Below are 25,012 nucleotides of genomic sequence, written 5' to 3' on the forward strand. Positions count from 1 at the left end.
TCAGATCACCAGCCCGCCGTCGACGCCGAACACCTGGCCGGTGACGTAGGACGCCTGGTCCGACACCAGGAACGACACCAGGTCGGCCACCTCTTCCGGCCGGCCGAACCGCCCGAGCGGGATCCGCGCCGCCATCCGGGCCGCGAAGTCCTCGCCCAGGTCGGCCACCATGTCGGTCTCGATGAACCCGGGCGCCACCGCGTTGACCCGGATGCCGTACTTGCCGACCTCCTTGGCCAGCGCCTTGCTGAACCCGATGATCCCCGCCTTGGACGCCGAGTAGTTGGTCTGCGTCGCGTTGCCGTGCACGCCCGCCACCGACGACAGCGTCACCACCGAGCCCGCTTTGCGCTTCATCATCGCGAACACCGCGGCCTTCGCCAGGTGGTACGTGCCGTCGAGGTTGACCCGCAGCACCCGCTGCCAGTCGTCTTCCTTCAGCAGCACCAGCGGGTTGTCGCGCACGATCCCCGCGCACGACACCACCGCGTGCACCGGTCCCAGCGCGCGTTCGGCGTCCTTGACGAACCGGTCCACCTCGGCTTTCTCGGCCACGTCCACCTGCGCGGTGTACACGGCCGCGCCCGCGGCGGCGGCTTCCTTCTCCACCACCTCGGCGGCGTCGCGGTTCGACTGGTAGCAGAACGCCACGTCGAACCCGTCGCGGGCGAGCCGGGTCACCACCTGGTGCCCGATGCCCCGCGACCCGCCGGTCACCAGCGCCACGCGCCTCATGCCAGTTCCTCCGCCCTGCGCCGTGCCATCGTGAACGAGCCGATCTCCAGCACCTTGCGCCCGTCGACCAGGCTGTGGCCGGCGAGGATCGCCGCGTCGGCCACCTGCCGGACGAGCCGGACGTGGTGCTCCACCACGTCGCCGGGCAGCACGTCGCCGTGCACGACGACGTCGCGGATGCCGCTGATCAGCTCGACCTTGTCCGCCCGCACGTCCGGGTTCGGCTGGTCCCAGCGGGTCAGCAGCACCGCGGACTGCGCCCACGACTCCATCAGCAGCCCCAACGGGTACGCGTCGTCGACGTCGGCCCCGGCGTAGCACGGCTCACGGCCGCTGACCGCCTTCAGCGTCACGATGCTGCTGCCCGGGTCCACTTCGGACACCCGGTCCACGAGCAGCACGGGGTGCCGGTGCGGGATGATCCGCCGGATCCCGGCGAGGCCGGTCACGACGCCACCAGCCGCAGCTTGAACTCGGCCACCGCGCCCGCGCCGGTGGACACCTTCGCCGCGCACCGCACGTGGTCCTCCTCGGCCGTCAGCTCGGTCGAGACGGTGAGCGTGTCGCCGGGGAACACCGGCCGCAGGAACTTCGCCCGATCCAGCGCGATCACCCGGTGCCCGGGCAGCGCCGCCCGCACGTGGTCGAGCACGAACAGCCCCGGCAGGATCGGGAAGCCCGGGTAGTGCCCGGCGAACACGGGGTCCGCCGGGTCGACGCGCACGGTCCTCACGGCAGGTCCAGCACGACGCAGCCGACCGTGCCGTCGGGTTCGACGCCGGTCACCAGCGCGGCGCCCGACCGGCCCGACGCAACCGCCGCCGCGAGCTGGAAGCTCGCCACCGCCGCCGACGTGTCGCCGACCAGGGGCACGCACCGCAGCCACTGGGGCGTGCGGCCCAACGCCTCGACCACGGCCTGCTCCTCGGCCCCGTCGGTGGACACGAGCACCACGTCCGCCGGGTCGACCGCCGCCTCGGCCACCGCGGCGCGCACGCACTCGCGCAGCGCCTCCGCCGCGCCGCCGGGCTCGAAGAAGCCCCGGAACCGGGTGCTCGCGACGCGGGCCAGCACCGGCCGCCCCTCCCGGGTCGACTCGCGTTCCAGCAGGAACACCGCGCCGCCCTCGCCGAGCGGGCCGGCCGCGCCCTCGCTGCCGCGCCACTCCAGCCACGCGCGCTGCTCGGAGTACTCCTCGGCCGCGCCGACCAGCACCCGGTCCGCGTGCCCGCCGCGCAGCAGCCGGGCCGCGTAGCTCAACGCGAGCAGCCCGGTCAGCGCGCCGCCCGCGATGGTGGTGTTCGGCCCTTTGATCTTGTGCCAGATGGCGCTCTGCCCGGCCGCGCGGTTCATCACCGTGTTGGGGAACAACGCCGGGTCGACGTGGTAGGGCTTGTCGCCGGTGAGGCCGTCCCGCGTGAAGTCCATGATGGACTGGACGCTGCCGGAGCCCGTGCCCAGCACGACGCCCACGCGTTCGGGCTGCTCCAGCAGCGCCGGACCGCACTCCTGCAGCAGCCGGCCGACCGTGCTGACGGCCAGCGCGGTGACCCGGTCCATGGTGCGGGTGCCCTTCTTGCCCAGCGCGCCGGCCGCGCTGAAGTCCGGCACGAGCGCCGCCCGCTCGAACGGGCCGCCGGGCGCGGGGGCGAGCGCCGGGACGCCCGCCCGCACGCCGTCCGCGAACGCCGCCGAGCCCATCCCGAACGGCGACACGGCCGACCACGCCGAGATGACCAGCGCGTCCACCGGGGGAGCCGTCACGACGCACCGCGCCCGCTGAGCGAGCCGGCCTTGCCGGTGATGGCGCCGATGAGGCGGTCGTCGAAGTCGACGAGGCTCCAGTCCTTGCGGTTCTCGATCACGGCCCAGCCGTGGGTGATGCGGCCGGTCGCGGTCGGCACCAGCTCGCCGTCGCGCAGCACGTAGCAGTCCATCCGGGCGGTGAAGGTGAACCGCTTGAAGACCTCTTCCACGGTGAACACCGTGTACAGCGTCTCCTCCATGGTCGCCTCGCCGAGGAACGTGATCCGCGAGTGCGGCACGACCGGGATCCAGTTCTGCTCGTCGAGCAGCGTCTTGATCGACGCGCCGCGGTCCTCGACGAACAGGTCGAGGATCTCCTCCATCTGGCGGAGGTAGCCCGACATCTGCACGCGCTCGGTGAAGTGGCAGTAGAAGTAGGGGATCCGCCAGGCCCAGGCGAAGGCGTTCTTGCCGGCCGTGAGCAGGTCCAACGGGTCCGCGTCGCCGACCGTGACCGGCTGCGGGGCCCCGACCTTGGCGGCCACGGCGGCGTCGGGCGCGCCGATCGCCTCGACCACGTGCGGTCGCAGCCCAGCCGGCGCGGGCTCGGCGTCGAACCCGTGCGGGTCGAGCCGGAACGACACCGACACCTTGGACTTCACCGCCTTCACCGCCTTGCCGTCGCGCGGCACGGTGAGCTCCACGAGGAGCTTGAGCGGACCGTCGCCCGCCACCCGCTCGACCGTCGCCTCCGCGAGGTCGTCGATGTGGAACGCGGTGAGGATCTTGGTGTCCAGGTCGGTGATGTCCGTGCACAGCCCGAACCGCTCGTAGAGCGCGCCCGCCGGGAACCCGCTCTGCCGCAGGTGGTCGAGCACCGCTTCCTCGACCATGTAGTTGACGTGCTTGAACCCGATCCAGGTGCAGATGTTCGAGCCCTCGTAGCGGGGCCGCAGCGAGACGGTCGTGGTGGTCACGTCAGCTCCAGTGTTCGTCGAGGAAGTCGCGGACCAGGGCCGCGAGGCGGTCGGGCTGTTCGATCATCGGGAAGTGGCCGCACCCGTCCAGCAGTTCGAACCGGGCGCGGGGCAGGCCCTTGGCCAGGGCGCGGCCGTCGTCGGGGCGGGCGGCGACGTCGTCCACGCCGCTCACCACGAGCACCGGCGCGTCCACCCGGGACAGGTCCAGGAACGGGGTGCGCAGGTAGGTCTCGAACCACCGCGTCCAGCCGTACGGGCCGACCTGGTCGCGCAGCGCCCTGGCCAGCCACTCGCGCTTGGCCTCGGGGAAGCGGGCGGTCTCGCCGACGCGCAGCGCCTCGGTGAACGTGCGGTGGAACTCGTTGAGGTAGTAGGAGATCGCGGGCCAGTCGAAGTCGGCCGGCGCGGGCCGGTAGAACGGGCACAGCAGCACCGTGGGTCGCGGCGGCACGCGGCCGTCGGCGTAGCACTCCAGCAGCAGGTTCGCGCCGAGCGAGTGGGCCACCACGACGTCGTGCCCCGGCGTGACCACGTCGACCACGATCCGGCCGGGGTCCGGCAGGTGGCTCCACGCCGGGTCGGCCATGCCGTGCCACGGCAGCTCCGGCTTGTCCGCGGCGACCGGCAGGTCGAGCGCGTCCCACACCGCCGCCTTGCCCGCCAGGCCGTGCAGGAACAGCGTCCTGGCCCGCCGGCCGGCGACCATCACACCGCGTCCCGGTACCGGCCCAGGATCAGCACCGAGTTGTTGCCCGCGAACGCCAGCGCGTTGTTCTGCACCACGTTCAGCGTGGCCGGCCGCGCCTGGTTCGGCACGCAGTCCAGGCCCACCTCGGGGTCGGTCTCGGTGTGGTTGATGGTGGGCGGGATGAAGCCCTCCGTGATGGCCAGGGCGCACGCCGCCGACGCCAGCGCCGAGGCCGCGCCCATCGAGTGGCCGAGCATCGACTTGATCGACACGGTGGGCGGCGGCGCGTCGAACACCTGCCGGATCGCGCCGGACTCGGTGACGTCGTTGGCCTTGGTGCCGGTGCCGTGCGCGGAGATGAAGTCGACGTCCTCGGGCTTGACGCCCGCGTTGCGGTGCGCCAGCTCGATGCACCGGGCCAGGCTGTCCCGGTCCGGGGCGACGGGGTGGTTGGCGTCGCAGTTGAGGCCGTAGCCCAGCACCTCGGCGTAGATCCGGGCGCCGCGGGCCAGCGCGGACTCCAGCGACTCCAGCACGAGGATGCCGCCGCCCTCGCCGGTGAGGATGCCCTTGCGGTCCTTGTCGAACGGCGCGCACACCTGCGGCGCGATCGTGCCCAGCCGGTAGAAGCCGGTGAACGTCTTGCGGCACACCGCGTCCGCGCCGCCGACCAGCGCGACGTCCACCTCGCCCTCGCGGATGGCGTCGAAGCCGTTGCCGATGGCGTAGTTGCCCGCCGCGCACGCGGTCGGGATGGTCACCGCCTCCACGTCGGTCAGGGCCAGCTCGCGCACGATGCTGGACGACAACCGGCCCGCGGTGGAGCGGCGCGCGACGACCGGGTTCCACGACTCGGGGCCGTGCTCGATCTGCTGCGCGACGAGGTTGTCCAGGTCGCGCGACTCGGCGTCGGTCGTGCCGACGGACACCAGGGCCCGCTTGCCGCGCAGCTCCCGCACGGTCAGGCCCGCGTCGCCGACGGCCATCCGCGCGGCGGCGGCGGAGAACTGCCCGGCGCGGCCGAGCTCGTCGGGGTCCACCCGCTCCAGCCACGCGGCCGGGTCGAAGTCGGTGACCTCGGCGCCGTTGGCGTGGCTGAAGCCGGTGGTGTCGAACGAGGTGATGGGCGTGATCCCGCTGCGGCCCTCGCGCAGGCCGGCCAGGAACTCGGTGACGCCGATGCCGATGCTGGTGACCACGCCAAGACCCGTGATCACCACCCGGCGCGGCTGCCGCCCTCCGTCGTGCATCGTGTCCTCCAGGTCCGCTGCCGGACCGCTCGACGGGTGGGGTGGCTACTTGGCGGCCTGCGCCTCGGCGACGACCGCGATGACGCCCTCGAGGTTGACCATCCGGGTCAGCTCGGCCTGGTCGATCTCCACGCCGAACGTGCGCTCCAACGCGGACAGGATCTCGATGGCGCCGAGCGAGTCGGCGTCGTGGTCCTCCTTGAAAAGGCTCGTGCCGGTCATCTCCCCGGCGTCGATCTCGAGGATTTCCGACACGATCTCCTTGATCTTCGCCTGGCCGTCCGCGTCGATCCGCACCGAACTGGTCACTGGGCACCTCCGGGAACACGGGTTTCTGCCTACCGGTTCCCAGAATGCTTTTCGGGGCTATATCCGGCCTATGCGGCGGGCTATACGGCCCCGCGTCGCGCTAGACCGCCACCCGGCGCGGGGAGGCCAGCACGGGGTCCGCGGTGAGGATCGCCAGGTGCACCTCGCGCAGCAGCGAGCCGGGGTCGATGCCCAGCTCGTCGGCGAGCATCCGGCGGCCCTCCTCGTAGAGCACGAGCGCGTCGGCCTGCCGGTCGCAGCGGTAGAACGTGGTCATGAGCTGGGCGCGGAACCGCTCCTGCAACGGGTGCTGGTGCACGAGCCTGGTCAGCTCGGGCAGCAGCTGGCCGTGCCTGCCCAGCGCGAGGTCGGCCTCGATGCGGCTCGCCAGCGCGGCGATCCGCGCCTCCTCCAGCCGCGGCGCCTCGGCGTCGGCCAGGTGCTCCGACACCCCCGTCAGCGCGGGGCCGCGCCACAGCCGCAACGCCGAGCGCAGCAGCCGGGCCGCGTCCTCGTAGTGGCCGGCGGCGAGCGCGGACTGGCCCCGTGCCGCCTGCTCCTCGAACTCCCGCAGGTCGAACGCGCACTCGGCGAGCCGCAATTCGTAACCGCGGGAACGGCGGGTGATGCCGACCTCGCGCCGCAGCGTTTTGCGCAATCGCGAGACGTAGGTGTAGATCTGCGCGTTGAACGTGGCGGGCGGGTGGTCACCCCACAGGAAATCGCTCATCTGGGTGTCGGAGACGGCGCCGTTGTCGGCGAGCAGCAACGCGGTGAGGACGGTGCGCGGTTTCGACCCGTCCAGCGGCACCTCCTGCCCGTCGTGGTGCACCTCGACCGGCCCCAAGACCCGGAACTCCAGCACTTCGCCTCCTACAGCAGTACCTGGTCGTGGACGAGGATCGCCTGGTAGAGCCGTCGCATCGCGCGGCCGGGCTCCAACCCGAGCTCGCTCGCCAGGCGCCTGCGCGTGTGGTGGAAGACGTCCAGCGCCTCCGTCTGCCTGCCGTTGCGGTACAGCGCGACCATCAGCTGCTCGCTGAACCGCTCCCGCTCCGGGTACTCGGCCGCGAGCTGCTTGAGCTCGGACACGACGCCGCGGTCCTCGCCGTTGGCGAGCTTGGCGGCGATGAGGTCCTCGCGGGCGCTGAGCCTGCGCTCGTCGAGCCGGGCGGCCTCGATGCGGAACCGCAGGCCGTCGCTCACGTCGAACAGCGCCGGTCCGTGCCACAGCCGCAACGCGCGTTCCAGCAGGTCGATCGCCTCGTCGGGGCGTTGCAGGACGAGGGCGGAGCCGAGGTCGGCCAGTTCGCGGAACAGGTGCGCGTCGACCGCCGCGGCCGGCAGGTCGAGCACGTAGCCGCTGCTCACCGTGCGGACCAGGCAGTCGCCCGGCACGTCGGCGAACTGCTCCAGCAGTTTGCGCAGCCGCACCACATTCGCCTGCAGCGCGTTGCGGGCGTTTCCCATCTGTTTACCCGCCCACAATTCCTCGACCAGCTGGTCGAACGGAACGGGGGCACCCGGTGAAAGCGCCAGCAGCGCGAGCAGGGTGCGCACCTGACGAGCGGCGACACCCATCCGACGATCCTCACGTGCGAGGGCGACAGCACCGAGAATCTGCACCTGCATGGTCACGACCCCCAGTCTCTAGACGACGCAGAGCGCGCGGTAGCCGGCAGCCGAACCCCGAAATCTCCCGACTAAAGCGTTTGACATGGTGCCCAGCCCGTCACGATGGGGGGAAATATCATTTGAACCACCTGGAACGGGCCGCCGCGGTATGCCGCCGATCGGGGCAGCGCCGGACTCCGGCTGCTGGTACCGCGCTCGCCGAACTTGGGCCCGACGGCGGTCCCGGTGACAGCGCGTCACCACCGTCTAGGCACTTCGGGTGATCAAGGAGTTCGGCGTGACCTGTCCGCGTGCCGATGGCCGGGGTGGGCGCGCTCGTAGGCCTCGAGCACGATCTCGGACAGCCGGCCGCGGTCGGAGATCCGGTAGCCGTGCGCGCGCGCCCACTGCCGGACGACCTGCGCCAGGTGGACATCGGTGCTGCGTGGCGGTGCCGGCGCGGCGCCGGGCACCCGCCGGGCGGCACGCACGAACCGGTCGAGGACGGCACGCAGCGCGGCCGCGTTCGCGGCGCCGAGGCGGATCTCGAACCACACGCCGTCGAGGCCGAACGAGACCGGCCGGACGTCGTGCCCGGTGTGCCCGTCCAAGTCGTCCACCACCACGCGCACCACTTCCCCAGGGTTGACACTCACGCTCGGTATCGATCCCGCGGCACGTTACCGGTGAGTTGACCATGAAGGGGAAGTGGATCGCCAAGTATAGGAGAGGTATAGCGGACGGCCGGAGTGTTGCCTTCGGGCAAACCCCCGGAGCCGGCCGTGACGGTCGGTCGCACCGGTGTTCCCCCGAGCGGCCGCCGTGCCTCGTCCGGCGACGTGGCCGACATTCTTCCGCGTCCGCGCTCGAGGCGATTCCCGCATTCCCGTCACTTCGGTCCGGCATCCCGCGACCGGTCGTCGACCGCCAATTCCCGGCAATCGCGCGGAGCGGGTCGCCGATACCCGCGTGGTGCGTTCGACCCTTGACGGCGATGCGTTCGCCGCGAACTCCACGACCGCCACGCGGCGCGGCCGGAACCGGATCGGGACCGGCGGGACGTGATTCGCGGTGACTGCGGAATCCCGGACCGGCCGCCGCACGCGACCCCCCTCACCGAGCGGTTCAGGGGCGATCAGCGAGACTTGAGGGCATGAACGACGAGCCCGACGACCGGACCAGCTTCGCCGACCTCGGGTTGCGCCCCGAACTGCTCCGGGCGCTGTCCGGCCTCGGCTACGAGGAGCCCACCCCCATCCAACGTGAAGCCATCCCGCCGCTGAGCGCCGGCCGCGACCTGCTCGGCCAGGCCGCCACCGGCACCGGCAAGACGGCCGCGTTCGCGTTGCCCGTGCTGGAGCGCATGGCGGGCGGCGAGCGCGACCGGCGCGCCCCGTTCGCGCTCGTGCTGGTGCCGACGCGGGAACTGGCGGTGCAGGTCTCCGAAGCGGTGCACCGGTACGGCCGGGAGCTGGGCGCGCGGGTGCTGCCGATCTACGGCGGCCAGCCCATCGGGCGGCAGCTGCGGGTGCTGGAGCAGGGCGTGGACGTCGTGGTGGCCACGCCGGGCCGCGCGGTCGACCACCTCAGCCGGGGCACGCTGAAGCTGGAGCACCTGGAAGTCGTCGTGCTCGACGAGGCCGACGAGATGCTCGACATGGGCTTCGCCGAGGACCTGGACACGATCCTGGCCGAGACGCCGGCGGACCGGCAGACCGTGCTGTTCTCCGCGACCATGCCCGGCCGCATCGACCGCCTGGCCCGCACGCACCTGTCCGACCCGGTGCGCATCACCATCGGCCGCGAGCAGGCCGAGCCGGGCGAGGCGCCGCGGGTGCGGCAGAGCGCGTACGTCGTGCCCCGCGCCCACAAGCCGGCCGCGCTGGGCCGGGTGCTGGACGTCGAGGCGCCGACCGCGGCGATCGTGTTCTGCCGCACGCGCGACGAGGTCGACCAGCTCACCGAGACGCTGAACGGGCGCGGCTACCGGGCCGAGTCGCTGCACGGCGGCATCAGCCAGGAGCAGCGCGACCGCGTGATGACGCGGCTGCGCAACGGCACGGCGGACCTGCTGGTGGCCACCGACGTGGCGGCCCGCGGCCTGGACATCGAGCAGCTGACGCACGTCGTGAACTACAACGTGCCGTCCGCGCCGGAGTCCTACGTGCACCGCATCGGCCGGATCGGGCGCGCGGGCCGCGAGGGCGTGGCGATCACCCTGGCCGAGCCGCGCGAGCACGGCATGCTCAAGACCATCGAGCGCGTCACCAAGCAGCGCATCCACATGGAGAAGGTCCCGACGATCGCGGACCTGCGGGCGCGCAAGCTGGAGCTGACCCGCGCCGCGCTGCACGAGAGCCTGCTGGAGGACGACCTGGAGAGCTTCCGGGTCGTGGTGGAGACGCTGACCGACGAGTTCGACGTCATGGAGGTGGCGCTGGCGGCGGTCAAGCTCGCGCACGAGGCCACCGGCGCGGCGGCGGACGAGGAGGAGATCCCGGAGTACGTGCCGAGGTCCGGGCCGGCCGGCGAGCGCCGGGGACGCGAGGGCGGCGGCGAGCGCCGTGAGCCGCGCCGCCCGCGCCGCCCGTCCGCGGGCATGACCCGGCTGTTCGTCGGCGCGGGCCGCAGCTCGGGCATCCGGCCTCAGGACCTGGTCGGCGCGATCGCGGGCGAGGCGCGGCTCAACGGCCGCGACATCGGCGCGATCGAGATCGCCGACCGGTTCTCGCTGGTGGAGGTGCCGGACTCGGCGGCGCAGCAGGTCATCGCGTCGTTGCGGGGCGCGACCATCAAGGGCCGCAAGGTGACCGTGCGGCGGGAGCGCGACGACCCGCGCTGACCCCCGGCCCCGGTCCGCCGGTCCGTCCTGCGAACCGCGCGGTTCGCAGGACGGACCACCGGCCGCCGGCGAGGCGGTCAGGCGGGAGGCCGCACGGGGTGGTCGACGCCGCGCTGCGGTTCGCGCCGGGCCCCGACCTCGTCGCCCCGGTGCCGGACACCGGTCCAGCCGGGGTCGCCGGTCGTGCGGAAGTCGACCCAGGCCCACGGCGTCGAACAGCGCGTACTCGACGTCCGTGTGGAACAGCAGGGCGTCGGTCCGGGCGGGCAGCGCGGGCAGCGCGTCGGCGACCGGCCCGAACAGCACCGGGTCGTAGCTCGACGGCCCCGTGCGCCGCGCGGCGGCCAGGGCGTCGGCCGACGCGACCGTCGACTCCGGCGTGCGGGTGTCGACCCACTCCGCGACCCGGCGGGCGAACCCCGGCGGGTAGACCCGGTCGGGCACGCTGTGCGCGATGACCCGGCGCCCGCCGACTGCCCGGCCGCGGTGATGGCGCCCGGGTCTCCCCCGAACACCCCGATGTGCTCCCGCACCCACCGCAGCACGGCCGGTCGGTCGAGCGGGCCCCGGTTGTCCGGCTGCCCGTCGACGTGCCCGAAGCAGCCCGCGAACCCGAGCCGGTAGTCGCAGGTCACCACGGCCAGCCCGGCCCGGCCAACGCGGCGCCGTCGTAGTCGGGCCGGGCCGAGGACCCGAACGTGCAGGCCCCGCCGTGCACGGAGAACAGCACGGGCCACGGCCCGTCCGAAGTGGACGGCGCCCAGACGTCGAGGGTCGGCACGTCCTCGTCGCCCGGCCGCCACACCGGCGCGGCCCGAACGGCGGCTCCGCGTACCGCACGCCCGGGAACGCGTCCACTTCGGTGTCGACGGCCAGGCCGCGGAACTGTCCACGTCGTGTCATCAGCGCCTACCCTGCCATGATGGGTGATCCGCTGAACGCTCGAGAGGACGCCGCCGAGGCGCTGGGGATGGTGGCGCGGGCCGCCGGGACGTACCTCGACGCGCTGCCGCACCTGCCGGTGCGCGACGCCACGCACGCGCACCTGGTCGACGACCTCGACGGGCCGCTGCCCGAGGCCGGTGACGGCACCATCGCGGCCGTCGCGGACCTGCTGCGGATCGGCACGCGGGCCGCCACGCACTCGTCCGGTCCCCGGTTCTTCCACCTCGTGGTCGGCGGCGCGACGCCGGCGGCGCAGGCGGCGGACTGGGTGACGTCGCTGCTGGACCAGGCCGGCGGGCTGTGGGTGGCCTCGCCGTTGGCCGCGCACGCGGAGACGGTGGTGCTGCGGTGGTTGAAGGAGCTGTTCGGGCTGCCCGCGTCCTACGGCGGGGTGCTCACGCCGAGCGCGACGTTCGCGAACCTGACCGGGTTGACGTGCGCGCGGTACTGGTGGGCCCGGCGGCACGGGGTGGACGTGACCGCGGACGGCCTGGTCGGTCTACCGCGGCTGCCGGTCTTCTCCAGCGGATACGTGCACCCCAGCAGCCGCAAGGCGTTGCAGCTGCTGGGGTTGGGCCGGGACTCGGTGCGGACGCTCACCCGTGACGACGCGGGCCGGCTCGACGTGGACGCGCTGGACCGCGAGCTGGCGTCGTCGGGGCCGGCGGTGCTGATCGGCAACGCGGGCGAGGTCAACGGCGGCGACTTCGACCCGCTCGACGAGATGGCGGACCTGGCCGAGCGGCACGGGGCGTGGCTGCACGTGGACGGCGCGTTCGGCCTGTTCGCCGCGGTGTCCCCGCGCACGGCGGGGCTGGTGCGCGGGGTGGAGCGGGCCGACTCGGTGGCCGCGGACGGCCACAAGTGGCTCAACGTGCCGTACGAGAGCGGCATGGCGTTCGTGCGGGACCGGTCGCTGCTGGGCCGCGCGTTCGGCGGCTGGAACAGCCCGTACCTGCCGGAGCAGGACGAGGTGCGGGTCAACTACAACAGCCTGGGCCCGGAATCGTCGCGCCGGGCGCGTGCCTTCCCGATCTGGGCCACCCTGCGCGCCTACGGCCGGGACGGCCACCGCGCCATGGTCGAGCGGCACCAGGACCTGGCGCTGCGCCTGGGGCGGCGCGTCGAGGAGTCCCCGGACCTCGAGCTGCTGGCCCCGATCACCGTGTTCGTCGTCTGCTTCCGCTACCGCCCGCCGGGCGTGCCGGAGGAAGCCCTCGACGACCTCAACCGCCGGTTGGGCGAGGAGCTGCTCGAGGACGGCCGGGTCTACGCGGGCACCACCGTGTACCGGGGCAGGGTCGCCCTGCGTCCCGCCATCGTCAACTGGCGGACCACGGACGAGGACGTGGACCTGCTGGCCTCCGTCGTCCGCGAGATCGGCGCCCGCCTGCTCACCGCCGAGGCGTGACGGCCGCCCCGTCCACGACCGGCGGGCAAGTAGCATCGGCGGCGTGCGGAACGCGATCACCGACGTGCCGGGCGTGCTGGTCGGGCACGCCACGCGGATCGGCGGCGGGGCGTTGACCGGCACGACGGCCGTGCTGTTCCCGCCCGGCGCGCTCTCCACTGTGGACGTCCGCGGCGGTGCGCCGGCGACCCGGGACACGGCCGCGCTCGACCCGCGCCACGGCGGCCGGGAGGTGCGTGGCGTCGTGCTGACGGGCGGTAGCGCGTACGGGCTCGCGGCGGCCGACGGGGCGGCGCGGGAGCTGGGGTCGTTCGTGCCCGCCGCCGCGTTGTTCGACCTCGGCCGCGGCGGTGACTTCCACGCCCGTCCCGGGCCGGCCGAAGGCGCGGAGGCCGTGCGGGCCGCGGGCGCCGGGTTCGCCCAGGGCAACGTGGGCGCGGGCACGGGCGCGCTCAACGCGACGGTGAAAGGCGGCTTGGGCACGGCGAGCGCCACGCTGCCCGGCGGCGTCGTCGTCGGCGCGGTGGCCGTGCTCAACGCGGTCGGCCCGTCGGTCGACCCCGACGCGGGCCTGCCGTTCGCCGCGCACCTCGGCCTGCCCGGCGAGTTCCCGGCCTACCAGGGCGACGACCTGCGCGCGGCCCGGCGCGAGGCGCACGCCCAGCCGTTCAACACGGTCATCGGCGTGGTCGCCACGAACGCCCGCCTGCCGCACCTGTTCGCCCTCGCCAACGCCGCCCAGGACGGCCTCGCGACCGCCGTCCGCCCGGCGCACGGCCTGACCGACGGCGACACGGTCTTCGCCGCCTCGACCGGGACCCGCGACGCCGACCCCGCCGAAGTGCTCGACGCGGCCCGGCGGGTGTTCGCCCGGGCGCTGGTCCACGGCCTGCTCCGGGCGGACTCCGTCACCACGCCCTGGGGACACCTCGCGGCCTACCGCGAGCTCTACCCGCGCACCGCCGCCACCTACCGGGGGACCTGACCATGCAAGCGATGCACTACGAGATCACCCTGCCCGCCGACTACGACATGGACGTCATCCGCACCCGCGTCGCCACCAGGGGCTCCGCGCTGGACGCGTTCCCCGGCCTGGGGCTCAAGGCCTACTGCGCGCGGGAACGCGGTGTCGACGGCTCGCCGGTCAACCAGTACGCGCCGTTCTACCTGTGGCGCACCGCGGAGGGCATGAACAGCTTCCTGTGGGGGCCGGGGTTCCGCGGCCTGAGCGCCGACTTCGGTCGCCCGACCGTGCAGCACTGGGCGGGTCTCGCCTTCGAACGCGGAGCCGCCGACCACGCCACCGCCGCCACCAAGCGCACGTGGCGCCTGGCCGCCGACGCCGACCCGGCCGAGGCGGTCGACCGGGCTCTCGACGACCTCGCGGGACTCCGAGGCGACCCCGCGCTGCACTCGACCGCGTTGGCGATCGACCCCCGGAACTGGGAGCTGGTGCACTTCAGCCTGTGGAGCACCGCGCCCGACGTCGGGGTCCGCTTCCAGGTGCTGCACCTGTCGCGCCCCGAGCTGGACGACCTCAGCGCGGGCCGCCACTGGTAAGCCGCGACCGGCCCGCCCCGGGGTTGCGGGCGCGGTCGGCGTACGGCACGGCCACGTAGCCGACGAGGTCGAACACGCCGCCGCTGCTGCGGTCCAGCTCGCGGGCGAAGGCGACGATGCCGTGGTCGGCGCGGTCCATCAGCCACGCCAGCAGCACGACCACGACGTCCGCGAGCAGCCCGACCTGGAACGGCATGTCCTCCCGCCTGCCCGCGGTCACCGCGCTGGCGAAGTCGGTCATGCCGCGCTCGGTCAGCTCCAGCGGACCGGTCTCGATCGCCCGCTTGATCGAGTCGACCACCAGCGGCACGACCGACGCCCACACCTCGCGCGGCGCGACCTCGCAGATCAGGCCGCCGCTCAGGGCCGCGGTCCACAGCGCCTCCGGGTCGCCCGCCCGGACCGCGCCGACGGCCAGGTGCGGCAGCAGCTCCGCGCCGCGCTCCCACGCGCCGGTCGCGACCAGCTTCTCCACGGCGTGCCGGTAGTGCCCCAGCGCCGCGCCGTGCTCGCCGCGCGCGCTCAGCACCCCGCCCAGGTCGTCGTGGAACGACGCCACCTCGGCCGCCGCGCCCACCTGCTCGGCCCGGGCCAGGCCCACGGCGGCGTAGTGCTGCGCGGTCTCCAGGTCGCCCCGGTCGCGGTGGCACGCGCCGAGCCGGCGCAACGCGGCCAGCTCCCGCCGGTCGTCGCCCAGGTCGCGGAACAGCTCCACGGCCCGCGACCCGGCCTCGATCGCCTCGGCGAGCTCGCCCCGCTCACGGCGGCGGTCGCACTCGGCGAGCTTGAACTCGGCCTGCCGGGCGCGGTCGCCCAGCTCCTCGGCCAGGTCGTGGCCCTCGACGGCGTACCGGACGGAGGTCGCGGGGTCGGTGTCGCCGAGGCCGTCGAGCACGGCGATCGACTCCAGCTGCCCGGGCCCGTCACCCCGCGCCCGGTGCTCCTCGTACGCCAGCCGCGCCGCCTGTCCGGCTTCGTCGGTTCTGCCTTCGCGCATCAGCAGCCTCGCCATCCGCAGCAGGACGTCCGCCCGGTCGCGGCACGCGTCGCCCAAGCCCACACACCGTTCGAAGTCCGCGAGCGCGGCCCCGTATTCCCCACGCCGCTCGGCGCGGGCGCCGGTCAGCTCGAACCTGGTGGCCCAGAGGGCTTCCAGCTCGTCCTCGGGCAGGTCGAGCCCGGCCAGCAGCGCGTCGACCCGCTCGACCAGGACGCCGGCCCGCTCGTCGTCGTCCTCCAGCCCCAGCTCGGCCAGCAGCACGTCGGCGTAGGCCGCGGTGCCGGTCGCCTCGCCCGTGTCGGCGACCTCGCGCAGCGCGGACAGCTCCCGGCGCAGCACGGGCGACAGGGGGTCCGAGTGGTCGCGGACGGCGGCGGCCAGCAGCTCGCACCCGGTCAGCGCGGCCTCGGCGTCGGTGGTGGACCGGTCGCGCCACTCGTCCAGCCGGCCGTTGACCGTGCCGACGTAGAGGTAGGACCGCTCGAGGCCGCCCGGCGTGCCGGTGTCGACGATGGCCCGCGCGGCGGGCGTCTCCTCGGCGGTGAGCCGCCGCACGACGGTGCGGGCGAACCCGGCGGCCAGGTTCGGCGGGATGGTCCACAGGGTGCCGATGTAGCCGCGCGCGCCGGCCCGGACGAACTCCCGACCCAGCCGCGTCCACGACCGGCACGAGTTGTTGAACACGATCGGCCGGTGCCGCAGCGTCACCGGCAGGTCGTCGTCGGGCAGCGCGTGCCCGCCCAGCACGATCGCGCCGTCGGCGTCGTGGCAGTTGAAGAACACCAGCTCGACGGGCAGGTCCACGACCAGGTCGCGCAGCGCGTCCGGCGAGGCGTCCCGCTCGGACAGCACGATCGGGTGGGTGTGGTGGCCCGGCGACGCGGTCGTCTCGGGGTGCTCCTGGAACGCGCCGGGGTCGAACACCAGGCTGAACGCGCCGGGCTCGCGCGCCACGCCCGCGCGGTGCAGCTCGGTGAGCACGACCAGCGCCGGGTCGGCCACCACGTGCCCGACCGGCTTGCGCGCCCAGTTCACGTCCTCGGTGTGCACGAACGAGTAGGGCAGGCCGGAGGTGAACGCGGTCAGCCGCCGGTCGCCCACCTCCGCGACCGCCTCGGCGGGCACCTGCGCGGTGACCGCGGCCTCGACCGCCGCGTACGGGTCGTGCCCGCCGCTGGACAGGTACCGCCACAGCGCCTCGACGAACCCGATGCCCTTGACCGCGTCGCCGATCGCGCCCGCCGCCGCGGTGACCCGCTCCTGCTCCTCGGCCACCACCGCGCCCACCACGGCCAGGTCCGGCTCCGGGACGACGACCAGCCGGGCGCCCCGGTGGTGCGCGTAGACGGCGGCCATCAGGCCGTCCGCCTCGCCGGTGCGCTCGACCAGCACGGCCTCGTCGCCGCGGTCGGGGTTGTGCTCGGCGAACGGCACCGGCGGCGCGTCCTCGTCCACGCGCAGCGCCGCGCCCGCGCGCAGGGCGGTGAACAGGGCGGCGACGAAGTCGGCGTCCGGCGCCACGTCGAGCGTGCGCGCGGGCTCGCCGCCACGCAGCAGCTCCCACGCCTTGGCGGTCAGCCCGACGGGGTCCTCGCACGGCAGGTGCAGGTGTTCGGGCAGGTCGCCGAACAGCGGCTCGTCCGGTTCGGCGAGGAACACCGCGCGGCGCACGCCCGTCGTGCCGAGCAGGTGCGCCACCAGCCGGTCGTGCCGGTACGACGAGGGGTCGCCGGGTCTCAGCGCGACGACGGGCGTGACGCGGTCCGCGGGCAGGCACGACACCACGACCGCGGCCTCCCGCAGCTGGTCCGGGCGGCACACCACGACCGTGTCGCCGACCTCGAACACGGGCTCGCTGATCACCGTGACGTCCAGGGTGGACTCGCCGGCGGGCAGCCGCACGCCCACGCCGCCGGGCACGACCTCGCACGGCGCCGAGCCGGACACCAGCAGCGTCACCGAGTCCGGCAGGGCGAACGACACGCCGTCGGGGGTCTCGGTGGCGGGCGCGTCCACGACGAGCCGCCACCGCGCGGGCGCGGGCAGGTCGAACCGCTGCCTCAGCACCGCGCGCACGTGCCCGTCCCGGGTCTCCTCGACCAGCAGGTCGCGGGCGCCGGCCTCGGCGGTCAGCTCCTCGCCCGCGTCGACGGGCGGTTTGCGGTGCGCGTCGAGCAGGACGGCACGCAGCAGCCCCGCTTCGAAGCGGAAGCGGATGCCGTGCGGGGCACCGAGGTCCACTGGCTCACGACCCTTGCAGGCGAGGAGGGTGTCCACCGTGTTCGGAGGTGGCGGGCAGAAACTACGCCACCGGAGGCCCGACCTGCAGCAGATCCGCCGGGTAGTCGCGGTTGTTACACCCCGGGACGTTCGGACCGGGCCGCGGGCGTCCACCGGGCGCGACGGCGGCTGCCCGCCGACTGCGCCTGGTCGCGGCCCAGCCGCTTCGCCTCGTACAGCGCCGAGTCCGCCGCCGCGAGCAGCCCGGAGACGGTGTCCTCGGCGACCTCCGGCCACACCGCGATGCCGATGCTGACCGTGAGCCCCGCCACCACGCCGCCGTCGCCGACGTCCACGCGCACCCGGTGGACCTCGGAGCGCACCCGGTCGGCGACCGCGGTCGCTTCCTCGTGGTCCACGCCGGGCAGCAGCACGGCGAACTCCTCGCCGCCGAAGCGGCCCACCGCGTCGCCCCGCCGCACCGCGCTCTCCAACGCCGCCGCGATGCGCCGCAGCACGAGGTCGCCGGTCTGGTGGCCGTGCGTGTCGTTGATGTCCTTGAAGTGGTCGACGTCGATCATGAACAGGCCGACGCGCGAGCCGGGCGGCTGCTGCCGGGTGCGCTGCAGTTCCAGCGTCGCCTGCAGGTGCCAGGCCTCGGCGTTGAGCAGGCCGGTCTTGGTGTCGGTGCGGGCGGCCAGCTCCAGCTGGTGGATCAGCACGGTGCGGTGCAGGGCGACGGCCGCGACGACCATCGGCAGCGCGAACCCGGGCCACCACGCCACGGCGAGGGCGACGAAGCCGCCCATCGCGAGCTGGCCCGCTTCGAGCAGGTTGTCCGCGCCGCTGCCGATGGCGTCCTTCACCGAGCGGGGCCGCACGGTCAGCAGGATGACCGCGGCCACCAGGGCGGTGTTGACCAGCCACTGCGCCGCGCCCGCGCCGACCAGGCCGACGAGGTCCAGCGCGCCGCCGGGCCGGCCGGCGAGGAGGTGCCCGCGCAGTCCGGTGAGGCCCGCCACGCCGCTCGCGGCGAGCGTGGCCAGCACCATCATCGACGTGGTGAACACGTTGCGGTGCGGTGGGCGTGAGGCGTCCCAGCGGCCGACGACCCACCAGCGGTGCGCGTACATCAGCACGACGAGCGCGACGGCGAGCGAGGGCGGCAGCACCAGGGCGCCGGCCAGGATCCAGATGCTGCACAGGTCGACGTGCGGCAGGTGGCTGTGGTCGCGGCGGATGCGCTCGATCCAGCGCGAGCAGTGCAGGTGCAGCGCGGCGCAGCCGGCGAGGACGGCGAACGTGGTCCACGAGCCGGCGGGCACGGGCCACGCGGTGGCCGCGGCGAGCGCGAGAACGGCGAGGAGATCCACCGACAGCACGTACACCAGGGCCTGCCCCGGCAGGGACCATAGTGACCAGCGTCGACCGCCCGACGACGTCGAACGCGCTCTGCCCATGGTTCCTCACGACTGTCTACCCCGGACCGTCATGGCGTCCGGACGGAGGGTCACAGTAATGGTGACCTGTGGCGATGTCAGCCGCTACCGGGGTGACGCGACCCACTGGAGGTGATCGCGGTGCGCGACAAGATCTGGTGACACCGCCGGTCGGAGGCCGTGTCGAGACGGAGGCGAGGTGTGGTCGTGCGCGACAAGATCTGGTGATCCCCCTGCTGCCGGTGTTCCCGCCGAGTGCCACGTCGAGGGGAGGTGCGCCGCCATGCGCGACAAGATCTGGTGAAGACGGGTTCCCACCCCGGTGAACGACACCACGCGGGCCGCGGCGAGCACCCGACTCCCGCGGCCGGCGCGCTCACCCGACGCGCGCCCGGACCAGCCACAGGCACGCCGTCGCGACGCCCAGGCCGCTGAGCACGAGCGTCGCCCGCGGCCCGACGGCGTCGCCGAGCAGCCCGCCCACCAGCGCGCCGGCGGGCGCGGTGCCCCAGACCGCGGTGCGGATGGTCGCGTTGACGCGGCCGTGCAGGGCGGCGGGCGTCGCCTCGTAGCGCACCGGCACCTGGTGCACGTTGTAGACCTGGAGCGCGAACCACATCACCGCCACCGCGCCGATCACCAGCTGGTCCGCCGCGACCGCCGCCTGCCCCGCGCCGGTGACGAGGATCGCGGCGACCATCGTCCGCCGCCTGCCCCACCGCTCGCCCACCCGGGCCGCGACGAGCGCGCCGAGCAGCCCGCCGACGGCGCCGGCGGACAGCGTCAGCCCAGCCTGGGCCGCCGACAGGCCCAGCGCCGACACCAGGTGCAGCAGCACCACGACGGTGAAGGCGTTGAACCAGAAGACCTGCGTCGCGGTGCACAGCGTGACCCGCCGCAACCCCTGGTGGCCGAACACCGCCCGCACGCCGGCCCACATGCCGGCGCCGGGCTGCGGCCGTTCGACGACCCGGACCCACGCCAACGCCACCGCCGCGACCAGGAAGCTGAGCGAGTCGACCACCAGCGCGCCCGCCGCGGTGACCGCGCCGACCAGCCAGCCGCCCACCGCGGGCCCGGCCACCTGCGCCGTCGCCTGCCCCACCTCCACGACGCCCTGGGCGCGCGTCAGCTGCCCGGCGGGCACCACCATCGGCACCAGCGCCAGCCCGGCGATGTCGCCGAACACGGCGAACACCCCCGCCACCGCCGCCACCGCGGCCAGCAACCCCACCGACAGCAGCCCCAGCCCCGCCGCGACCGGCACGACGCCCAGGCTCACCGCCTGCCCCACCGCGCACACCCCGGCCACCACCCGCCGCGGCAACCGGTCGACCCACACCCCGGCGGGCAGCCCGAACACCAGGTACGGCAACCGCCCGCACGCGGTCACCACCCCGATCTCCCAGGCGCCCGCGCCCAACGTCCACGCCGCCACCAGCGGCACGGCGACCACCGTCACCTGGGACCCGACGAGGGACACGGACTGCCCGGCCCACACCAGGAGGAACGACCGATTGCGCCACAGCACGGCATCATGATCCCGGTGGCCACGGCGAAGGGGGCGCGATGGAGGACGGACCCGGGTTACCCGGCGAGGTCGCGACGACCGCCAACTCGCTGTCCGGCGCGGTGACCGGGGCGGCGGTGCAGGCGGGGACCATCGGCGAGGTGCACGTGCACGGGCCGGCCACCCGGCCCGGGGACGACTGGGTCGTCACCGGGATCTCGACCGCGGTGCCGACCGAACCCGGCCCGCCGGTCGCGCACGGGCGGGAGGCGGTCGTGGCCGACCTGCTCGACCGGGTGCTCGACCCGCGGCCCGGCGGTCCGCGCCTGCTGGTCGGGGCGGGCGGCATGGGCAAGTCGACGGTCGCGGGGATCGTCGCCCGGCGGGCGCAGCGGGAGCACGGGCGGCGGGTCTGGTGGATCAGCGCGGTCACCGAGGAGCACCTGTCGGGCGGGCTGGTCGGCCTGGCCCGCGACCTCGGTCTCGGCGTCGCCCACCAGGAGGCGATCCGGGCGCACCGGGTCGCGGGCCTCGGCGACGTCGCCGACCTGGTCTGGCGGCGGCTCGAGCGGATCGAGCCGGGCTGGCTGCTCGTCGTCGACAACGCGGACGTGCCGGAGCTGCTCGGCCCGCCCGACGGCACCGGCTGGGTCCGCGAGTCCGCGACCGGGCTGGTGCTGGTGACGTCGCGCCGGCACGACCGGTCGAGCTGGCCGGGGCACGTGGAGGCGACCCCGATCGGCCCGCTGGACCGGGCGGCGAGCGCCCGCGTGCTGCTGGACCTCGCGCCGCGCGCGGGTGACGAGCGGGCGGCGAACGCCCTCGCCGACCGGCTCGGCGGGCTGCCGCTGGCCCTGCGGATGGCGGGGCTGTACCTGGGCGGCGACTTCGTGGCCTGGCCGACGTTCGACCGGTACCGCCACGCGGTCGACGTCGACGGCGTGGCGGGCGTCTTCGACCTGTCCTCGAACCGGGGCCGCCGCGACCTGGTCGGCCAGACGTGGGAGCTGTCGCTGGACGCCCTGGCCGCGAGCGGCCTGCCTCACGCCAGGGAGCTGCTGTGGCTGCTGGCCTGCTACGCGCCCGGCGCGCCGGTGCCGGAGGAGCTGCTCACGGCGGTGGACCCGGAGGCGCCGGGACGGCGGCTGCTCACCCGCCGGCTGGACCTCGAGCCGTCACCGGCCGGCGACCTGGAGACGATCTTCACGGGGCTGCGCGGCCTGGCCTCGGTCGGCCTGGCGCAACGCCCCGAGGACGGCGGCGACGTCCCGGCGGTCCGGGTGCACCCGTTCATCGCCGAGGTCACCGGCGCGGTGATGAACGCCCTCGCGCCCGGTGACCCCCGGCCCGCGCGGACCCGCCGGGTCGCGGTCGCCGCGATCGGCGCGGCGGTCGACGCGCTGCGGGTCGGCACCGCGGCGCACTGGCCGAGGTTCCACCTGCTCACCCCGCACGTGCACCACCTGCTCGCGCAGGTCGGCCCGCTCCTCGACCACGGGGACCGGGTGCGGCTGCTCGACTGCGTGACCACGTGCGCGACCGCGTACCTGTGGAGCCGCGCCGAGCGGCGGGCCGAGGACCTCGTGGTGCGGGCCATGGCCGTCGCCCGCGACCTGGGCTGCCACGCGGACCCGGCCTACCTGCGGCTGCGGCACGTGCGGGGGTGGGCGCTGCGGGAGCTGGGCGAGTTCGCCGAGGCGGAGCGGGTCCTGGGCGAGGTGCTGGCGGCGCAGGGCGCGCTGCCCGGCGGCGCCGACCGGCCCGACACCCTGCACACCCGCCACGACCTCGCGTGGACCACCGGGCGGCGGGGTGACTGGGCGCACGCGGAGCGCGAGCTGCGTGCGGTCCGGGACCGGCGCCGCGCCCGGCCGGGCCTGGACCACGACGACATCGACATCCTGCACACCCGCTGCATGTTGTGCTGGAGCGTGGGCATGCAGGGCCGCTGGCCGGAGGCCGAGCGCGGCTACCGCGCGGTGCTGGCCGACCGCGCCGCGCTGATCGGCGCCGACCACCCCGACACCCTCGACACGCGGGAGAGCCTGGGCAAGACGCTGGCCTGGCAGGGCCGGTGGGACGAGGCGGCGGAGGAGTTCCACCTGCTGGCCGCCGGCCGGGCACGGCACCTGGGGCGCCGCCACCCCGACGCCCTGCTCGCCCGGCAGCTGCACGCCTACGCCGTCGGCCGGCTCGCCCTGGCGCGGGACGACGCCACCCGGCTGCGGTGGGCGTCGCGCACGCTGCGCCGCACGCGGACGCTGCTCAGGGACGTCCGCGGCCCCGACCACCCGACCACGGCGCACACCGGCTCGTTCCTGACCACCCTGGCGGGCCGCCACACGCCGGCGCTGCCGTGGCCGGGCGACGTCCCCCGGCCCTGACCGTCAGGCGACCGCGGCCGGCGCCACGCGGGACCACGCGGCGGTGGCGGTGAGGGCCAGGACGGTGCCCGCGACGCCCGCCACGGCGATCGCGGCGCCCGCCGAGCCCGTCGCGGACGCCAGCAGGCCGCCCGCGGCCACGCCGACGCCCTGCGCGGCGACCAGGCCGCTGCGGGCGAAGCCCAACGCCTGGCCGCGCTGCCCGTCCGGCACCAGGCGCACGAACGTCGCGCCCGCCGTCACCTGGTACGCGCTGAACACCCCGCTCACCGCCAGCAACGCCACCGCGCCGACGAGGTCCGGCGCGAACAGGTACCCGACCAGCGGCAACGCGGTGGCCACCGCGAGCAGCCCGAGCAGCCGCACCCGCGTCGACGCGGGCAGGAAGCGCAGCAGCACCGTGCCCAGCACCATCCCGGCCGGGTCGGCGGCCAGCAGCAGGCCGACACCCGCCGCGCCCGCGCCGACCTCCGCCGAGAACGGCGCGGCCAGCCCTTCCGGCACCACGGTGAACAGCGCCAGCCACCCGAGGCCGACCAGCAGCCGCAGCCGGCGGTCCCGCCACACCAGCGCGGCGCCCGCCCGGATCCGGGCCCGCGCGGCCGGCACGAACGCCGGCGCCGGGCGGTGCCGCAGGCCGAACCGCAGCAGCAGCGCCGACAGCGCGAACGTCACCCCGTCGGCGAGCAGCGCGCCGGACGTGCCCAGCCACGCCACCACCAGCCCGCCGCCGACGAACCCCAGCAGCAGCCCCGCCTGGTGGGTGATCAGGTGCACGGACTGCCCCGCCTCGTACTTCTCCCCCAGCACGGACGGCAGCAGCGCGCCCTGCGCGGCCGCGAACGGCGGCTCGGCCAGCTGCGACAGCACCAGCAGCGCCGCCACCAGCGGCAACGGCACGCCCGGCACCGCCATCACGGCCAGCAGCACGGCCCGCACCACGTCGGCGACCACCATCACGGTCCGCCGCGGGTACCGGTCGGCCAGCCCGGTCAGCAGCACCCCCGACACCAGCGCGGGCAGCATGGTCAGCGCGTAGGTCGACGCGGTCCACGCCGCGGACCCGGTGCGCTGGAACACCAGCACCGACAACGCCACCCGGGCCAGCTGGTCGCCCACGGTCGAGAGCACCGCGGCCGACCACAACACCCGGAACTCCGGCACCGCGAACACCGCGCGGAACCCCGTGCCCCCGACCACCTGCTCCCCCCGATCCCACGGCGACCGATGAGTTTCCCGGGCCCGCCGAGTCACAACTTGTGCGGCGTGCGACCGGCACGCCACCGTACAAGCCCGGAGGGTGACCATGAGCGGGGTTGAGCAGATGACGGTCGACTTCACGCGAGAGGCCGAGCGGTACCGCCACGAGCTTCGGGTGCACTGCTACCGGCTGCTCGGCTCGTTCGACGAGGCCGAGGACCTCGTGCAGGAGACGTTCCTCAAGGCGTGGCGCGCCCGCGACACGTTCGAGGGCCGGTCGTCGTTCCGCGCCTGGCTCTACCGGATCGCCACGAACGCGTGCTTCGACGTGATCAACCGCAGGCCCGCGCAGGGCGTCACCGAGGAGGTGCCGGTGGCCGACGTGCCGTGGTTGCAGCCGTTCCCGGACGCCCTGCTGGACGCCGAGCCGCACGTGGAGGTGGTGGCGCGGGAGACGATCGAGCTGGCGTTCCTGGCCGCGGTGCAGCACCTGCCCGCCAAGCAGCGGGCGGTGCTGGTGCTGCGGGACGTGCTGGGCTGGCCGGCGAGCGAGACGGCGGCGCTGCTGGAGGACACGGTGACCGCGGTGAACAGCGCGCTGCAACGCGCCCGCGTCACCATGCGCAAGCACCTGCCGCAACGGCGTGCCGACTGGACGGGCGGGCCGAACCCGCAGGAGAAGGCGGTGATCCGCCGGTTCGTCGAGGCCACCGAGCGCTGCGACCTGGACCTGATGGCCGCGGCGTTGCGCGAGGACGTCACCTGGACGATGCCGCCGCAGCCCGAGTGGCACCTCGGCCGGGACGCCGTGATGGACATCTGCGCGTCGGTGATGGTGGGCCCGCGGGCGTTCGGCGAGTGGAAGGTGGTCCAGACGTGGGCCAACCGCCAGCCCGCCCTCGCCAACTACGCCCGCAAGCCCGGCGAGGAGCACTTCCGGCCCGTGGCGCTGGACGTGCTGCGGATCGAGGACGGCGTGATCGCGGAGATCACCACGTTCCCGTCGGACCGGTTCCCGCTCTTCGGCCTCCCCGCGGCGCTGTGAGCTTCGACGTCCGGCTGGTGACCGTGGCGGGCGCCGCCCCGTACGACCCCGACGAGTGGCGCGACGCGCTGGTGATCGTGCTCGGTGGCACCCTCGACCTGGACGGCGAGCTGTTCGGGGAGGGCTCGGTGCCG

The 25,012-nt window shown here is 74.6% G+C and carries 23 protein-coding genes; 6 read left to right on the plus strand and 17 right to left on the minus strand.

Translation table 11 applies throughout. The annotated features are described in order from the left end of the window. The 11 genes from fabG to EDD40_RS07200 form a co-directional block, all read right to left on the minus strand. Positions 1-735 (minus strand): 3-oxoacyl-[acyl-carrier-protein] reductase, encoded by a 735-nt coding sequence (fabG, locus tag EDD40_RS07150; RefSeq protein WP_123742190.1) that lies wholly within the window; start codon positions 733-735, stop codon positions 1-3. After that, the gene (locus EDD40_RS07155) at positions 732-1,184 is read right to left on the minus strand and encodes a 3-hydroxyacyl-ACP dehydratase FabZ family protein (RefSeq protein WP_123742191.1); all 453 of its coding nucleotides are present in this window, start codon (positions 1,182-1,184) and stop codon (positions 732-734) included. Before EDD40_RS07155 ends, fabG begins: the two co-directional genes overlap by 4 nt. Further along, the gene (locus EDD40_RS07160) at positions 1,181-1,468 is read right to left on the minus strand and encodes an ApeI family dehydratase (RefSeq protein ID WP_123742192.1); all 288 of its coding nucleotides are present in this window, start codon (positions 1,466-1,468) and stop codon (positions 1,181-1,183) included. Before EDD40_RS07160 ends, EDD40_RS07155 begins: the two co-directional genes overlap by 4 nt. Beyond that, the gene (locus EDD40_RS07165; RefSeq protein ID WP_246037500.1) at positions 1,465-2,499 is read right to left on the minus strand and encodes a beta-ketoacyl synthase N-terminal-like domain-containing protein; all 1,035 of its coding nucleotides are present in this window, start codon (positions 2,497-2,499) and stop codon (positions 1,465-1,467) included. Before EDD40_RS07165 ends, EDD40_RS07160 begins: the two co-directional genes overlap by 4 nt. Then, the gene (locus EDD40_RS07170; RefSeq protein ID WP_123742193.1) at positions 2,496-3,458 is read right to left on the minus strand and encodes an acyl-CoA thioesterase; all 963 of its coding nucleotides are present in this window, start codon (positions 3,456-3,458) and stop codon (positions 2,496-2,498) included. The genes EDD40_RS07165 and EDD40_RS07170 overlap by 4 nt, the downstream gene beginning before the upstream one ends. 1 nt (position 3,459) lies before the next feature. Beyond that, positions 3,460-4,167, minus strand: a complete 708-nt coding sequence (locus EDD40_RS07175) for an alpha/beta fold hydrolase (RefSeq protein WP_123742194.1) — start codon at positions 4,165-4,167, stop codon at positions 3,460-3,462. After that, positions 4,167-5,399 carry a beta-ketoacyl-[acyl-carrier-protein] synthase family protein gene (locus EDD40_RS07180; protein ID WP_123742195.1) on the minus strand — a complete coding sequence of 411 codons (1,233 nt, stop codon included), beginning with the start codon at positions 5,397-5,399 and terminating at the stop codon, positions 4,167-4,169. Before EDD40_RS07180 ends, EDD40_RS07175 begins: the two co-directional genes overlap by 1 nt. 45 nt (positions 5,400-5,444) lie before the next feature. Beyond that, a complete protein-coding gene (locus tag EDD40_RS07185; RefSeq protein WP_123742196.1) occupies positions 5,445-5,708 on the minus strand; it encodes an acyl carrier protein in 264 nt (87 codons plus the stop codon). A gap of 100 nt (positions 5,709-5,808) precedes the next feature. After that, entirely contained in the window at positions 5,809-6,573 is a 765-nt protein-coding gene (locus tag EDD40_RS07190) for an AfsR/SARP family transcriptional regulator (protein ID WP_123742197.1), read from the minus strand. 8 nt (positions 6,574-6,581) lie between these two features. After that, on the minus strand, positions 6,582-7,289 hold the full coding sequence (locus EDD40_RS07195) for an AfsR/SARP family transcriptional regulator (RefSeq protein WP_246037501.1): 708 nt from the start codon (positions 7,287-7,289) through the stop codon (positions 6,582-6,584). Positions 7,290-7,606: 317 nt separating this feature from the next. Further along, positions 7,607-7,978 (minus strand): Lsr2 dimerization domain-containing protein, encoded by a 372-nt coding sequence (locus EDD40_RS07200; RefSeq protein WP_123742198.1) that lies wholly within the window; start codon positions 7,976-7,978, stop codon positions 7,607-7,609. Between the two features lie 497 nt (positions 7,979-8,475). Here EDD40_RS07200 and EDD40_RS07205 point away from each other — a divergent pair, with 497 nt between their 5' ends. Next, complete coding sequence (locus EDD40_RS07205) at positions 8,476-10,164, plus strand: DEAD/DEAH box helicase (protein ID WP_123742199.1); 1,689 nt, start codon at positions 8,476-8,478, stop codon at positions 10,162-10,164. Between the two features lie 77 nt (positions 10,165-10,241). Here EDD40_RS07205 and EDD40_RS44770 read toward each other — a convergent pair whose 3' ends face one another. Further along, positions 10,242-10,802: a carboxylesterase family protein gene (locus EDD40_RS44770; RefSeq protein WP_425471135.1), complete on the minus strand. Its 561-nt coding sequence runs from the start codon at positions 10,800-10,802 to the stop codon at positions 10,242-10,244. Continuing rightward, positions 10,796-10,945: a carboxylesterase family protein gene (locus tag EDD40_RS42515; RefSeq protein ID WP_211348108.1), complete on the minus strand. Its 150-nt coding sequence runs from the start codon at positions 10,943-10,945 to the stop codon at positions 10,796-10,798. The genes EDD40_RS44770 and EDD40_RS42515 overlap by 7 nt, the downstream gene beginning before the upstream one ends. Positions 10,946-11,086: 141 nt before the next feature. Between EDD40_RS42515 and EDD40_RS07215 the strand changes: the two genes are divergently transcribed. The 3 genes from EDD40_RS07215 to EDD40_RS07225 are packed head-to-tail and all read left to right on the plus strand — an operon-like array spanning position 11,087 to position 14,080. Beyond that, on the plus strand, positions 11,087-12,520 hold the full coding sequence (locus EDD40_RS07215) for a pyridoxal phosphate-dependent decarboxylase family protein (protein ID WP_123742200.1): 1,434 nt from the start codon (positions 11,087-11,089) through the stop codon (positions 12,518-12,520). A gap of 43 nt (positions 12,521-12,563) precedes the next feature. After that, the gene (locus tag EDD40_RS07220) at positions 12,564-13,505 is read left to right on the plus strand and encodes a P1 family peptidase (RefSeq protein WP_123742201.1); all 942 of its coding nucleotides are present in this window, start codon (positions 12,564-12,566) and stop codon (positions 13,503-13,505) included. An 11-nt stretch (positions 13,506-13,516) separates the two neighbouring features. After that, the gene (locus EDD40_RS07225; RefSeq protein WP_246037502.1) at positions 13,517-14,080 is read left to right on the plus strand and encodes a DUF4865 family protein; all 564 of its coding nucleotides are present in this window, start codon (positions 13,517-13,519) and stop codon (positions 14,078-14,080) included. Here the strand turns inward: EDD40_RS07225 and EDD40_RS07230 are convergent. The 3 genes from EDD40_RS07230 to EDD40_RS07240 form a co-directional block, all read right to left on the minus strand. Beyond that, entirely contained in the window at positions 14,058-17,321 is a 3,264-nt protein-coding gene (locus tag EDD40_RS07230; protein ID WP_123742203.1) for a tetratricopeptide repeat protein, read from the minus strand. The two genes, EDD40_RS07225 and EDD40_RS07230, sit on opposite strands and share 23 nt — an antisense overlap. 113 nt (positions 17,322-17,434) lie before the next feature. Then, on the minus strand, positions 17,435-18,760 hold the full coding sequence (locus EDD40_RS07235) for a GGDEF domain-containing protein (protein ID WP_123742204.1): 1,326 nt from the start codon (positions 18,758-18,760) through the stop codon (positions 17,435-17,437). A 355-nt stretch (positions 18,761-19,115) separates the two neighbouring features. Continuing rightward, positions 19,116-20,270: an MFS transporter gene (locus EDD40_RS07240; protein WP_123742205.1), complete on the minus strand. Its 1,155-nt coding sequence runs from the start codon at positions 20,268-20,270 to the stop codon at positions 19,116-19,118. Between the two features lie 38 nt (positions 20,271-20,308). Between EDD40_RS07240 and EDD40_RS07245 the strand changes: the two genes are divergently transcribed. Then, entirely contained in the window at positions 20,309-22,633 is a 2,325-nt protein-coding gene (locus EDD40_RS07245; protein ID WP_123742206.1) for a tetratricopeptide repeat protein, read from the plus strand. A 3-nt stretch (positions 22,634-22,636) separates the two neighbouring features. On the opposite strand, the gene EDD40_RS07250 is transcribed toward EDD40_RS07245, so the two are convergent. Then, positions 22,637-23,833 carry an MFS transporter gene (locus EDD40_RS07250; protein WP_246037503.1) on the minus strand — a complete coding sequence of 399 codons (1,197 nt, stop codon included), beginning with the start codon at positions 23,831-23,833 and terminating at the stop codon, positions 22,637-22,639. A gap of 106 nt (positions 23,834-23,939) precedes the next feature. Between EDD40_RS07250 and EDD40_RS07255 the strand changes: the two genes are divergently transcribed. After that, entirely contained in the window at positions 23,940-24,878 is a 939-nt protein-coding gene (locus tag EDD40_RS07255) for an RNA polymerase subunit sigma-70 (protein WP_123742208.1), read from the plus strand. The last annotated feature ends 134 nt before the right edge of the window (positions 24,879-25,012 follow it).

It is taken from the genome of Saccharothrix texasensis (assembly GCF_003752005.1).
Lineage (GTDB): Bacteria > Actinomycetota > Actinomycetes > Mycobacteriales > Pseudonocardiaceae > Actinosynnema > Actinosynnema texasense.

Excerpts from the sequence above, each read along its gene's own strand:
- fabG (WP_123742190.1), bottom strand. The coding sequence starts at position 735 with ATGAGGCGCGTGGCGCTGGTGACCGGCGGGTCGCGGGGCATCGGGCAC.
- EDD40_RS07175 (WP_123742194.1), bottom strand. The coding sequence starts at position 4,167 with ATGGTCGCCGGCCGGCGGGCCAGGACGCTGTTCCTGCACGGCCTGGCG.
- EDD40_RS07180 (WP_123742195.1), bottom strand. The coding sequence starts at position 5,399 with ATGCACGACGGAGGGCGGCAGCCGCGCCGGGTGGTGATCACGGGTCTT.
- EDD40_RS07195 (WP_246037501.1), bottom strand. The coding sequence starts at position 7,289 with ATGGGTGTCGCCGCTCGTCAGGTGCGCACCCTGCTCGCGCTGCTGGCG.
- EDD40_RS07205 (WP_123742199.1), top strand. The coding sequence starts at position 8,476 with ATGAACGACGAGCCCGACGACCGGACCAGCTTCGCCGACCTCGGGTTG.
- EDD40_RS07215 (WP_123742200.1), top strand. The coding sequence starts at position 11,087 with ATGGGTGATCCGCTGAACGCTCGAGAGGACGCCGCCGAGGCGCTGGGG.
- EDD40_RS07225 (WP_246037502.1), top strand. The coding sequence starts at position 13,517 with ATGCACTACGAGATCACCCTGCCCGCCGACTACGACATGGACGTCATC.
- EDD40_RS07235 (WP_123742204.1), bottom strand. The coding sequence starts at position 18,760 with ATGGGCAGAGCGCGTTCGACGTCGTCGGGCGGTCGACGCTGGTCACTA.
- EDD40_RS07245 (WP_123742206.1), top strand. The coding sequence starts at position 20,309 with ATGGAGGACGGACCCGGGTTACCCGGCGAGGTCGCGACGACCGCCAAC.
- EDD40_RS07255 (WP_123742208.1), top strand. The coding sequence starts at position 23,940 with ATGAGCGGGGTTGAGCAGATGACGGTCGACTTCACGCGAGAGGCCGAG.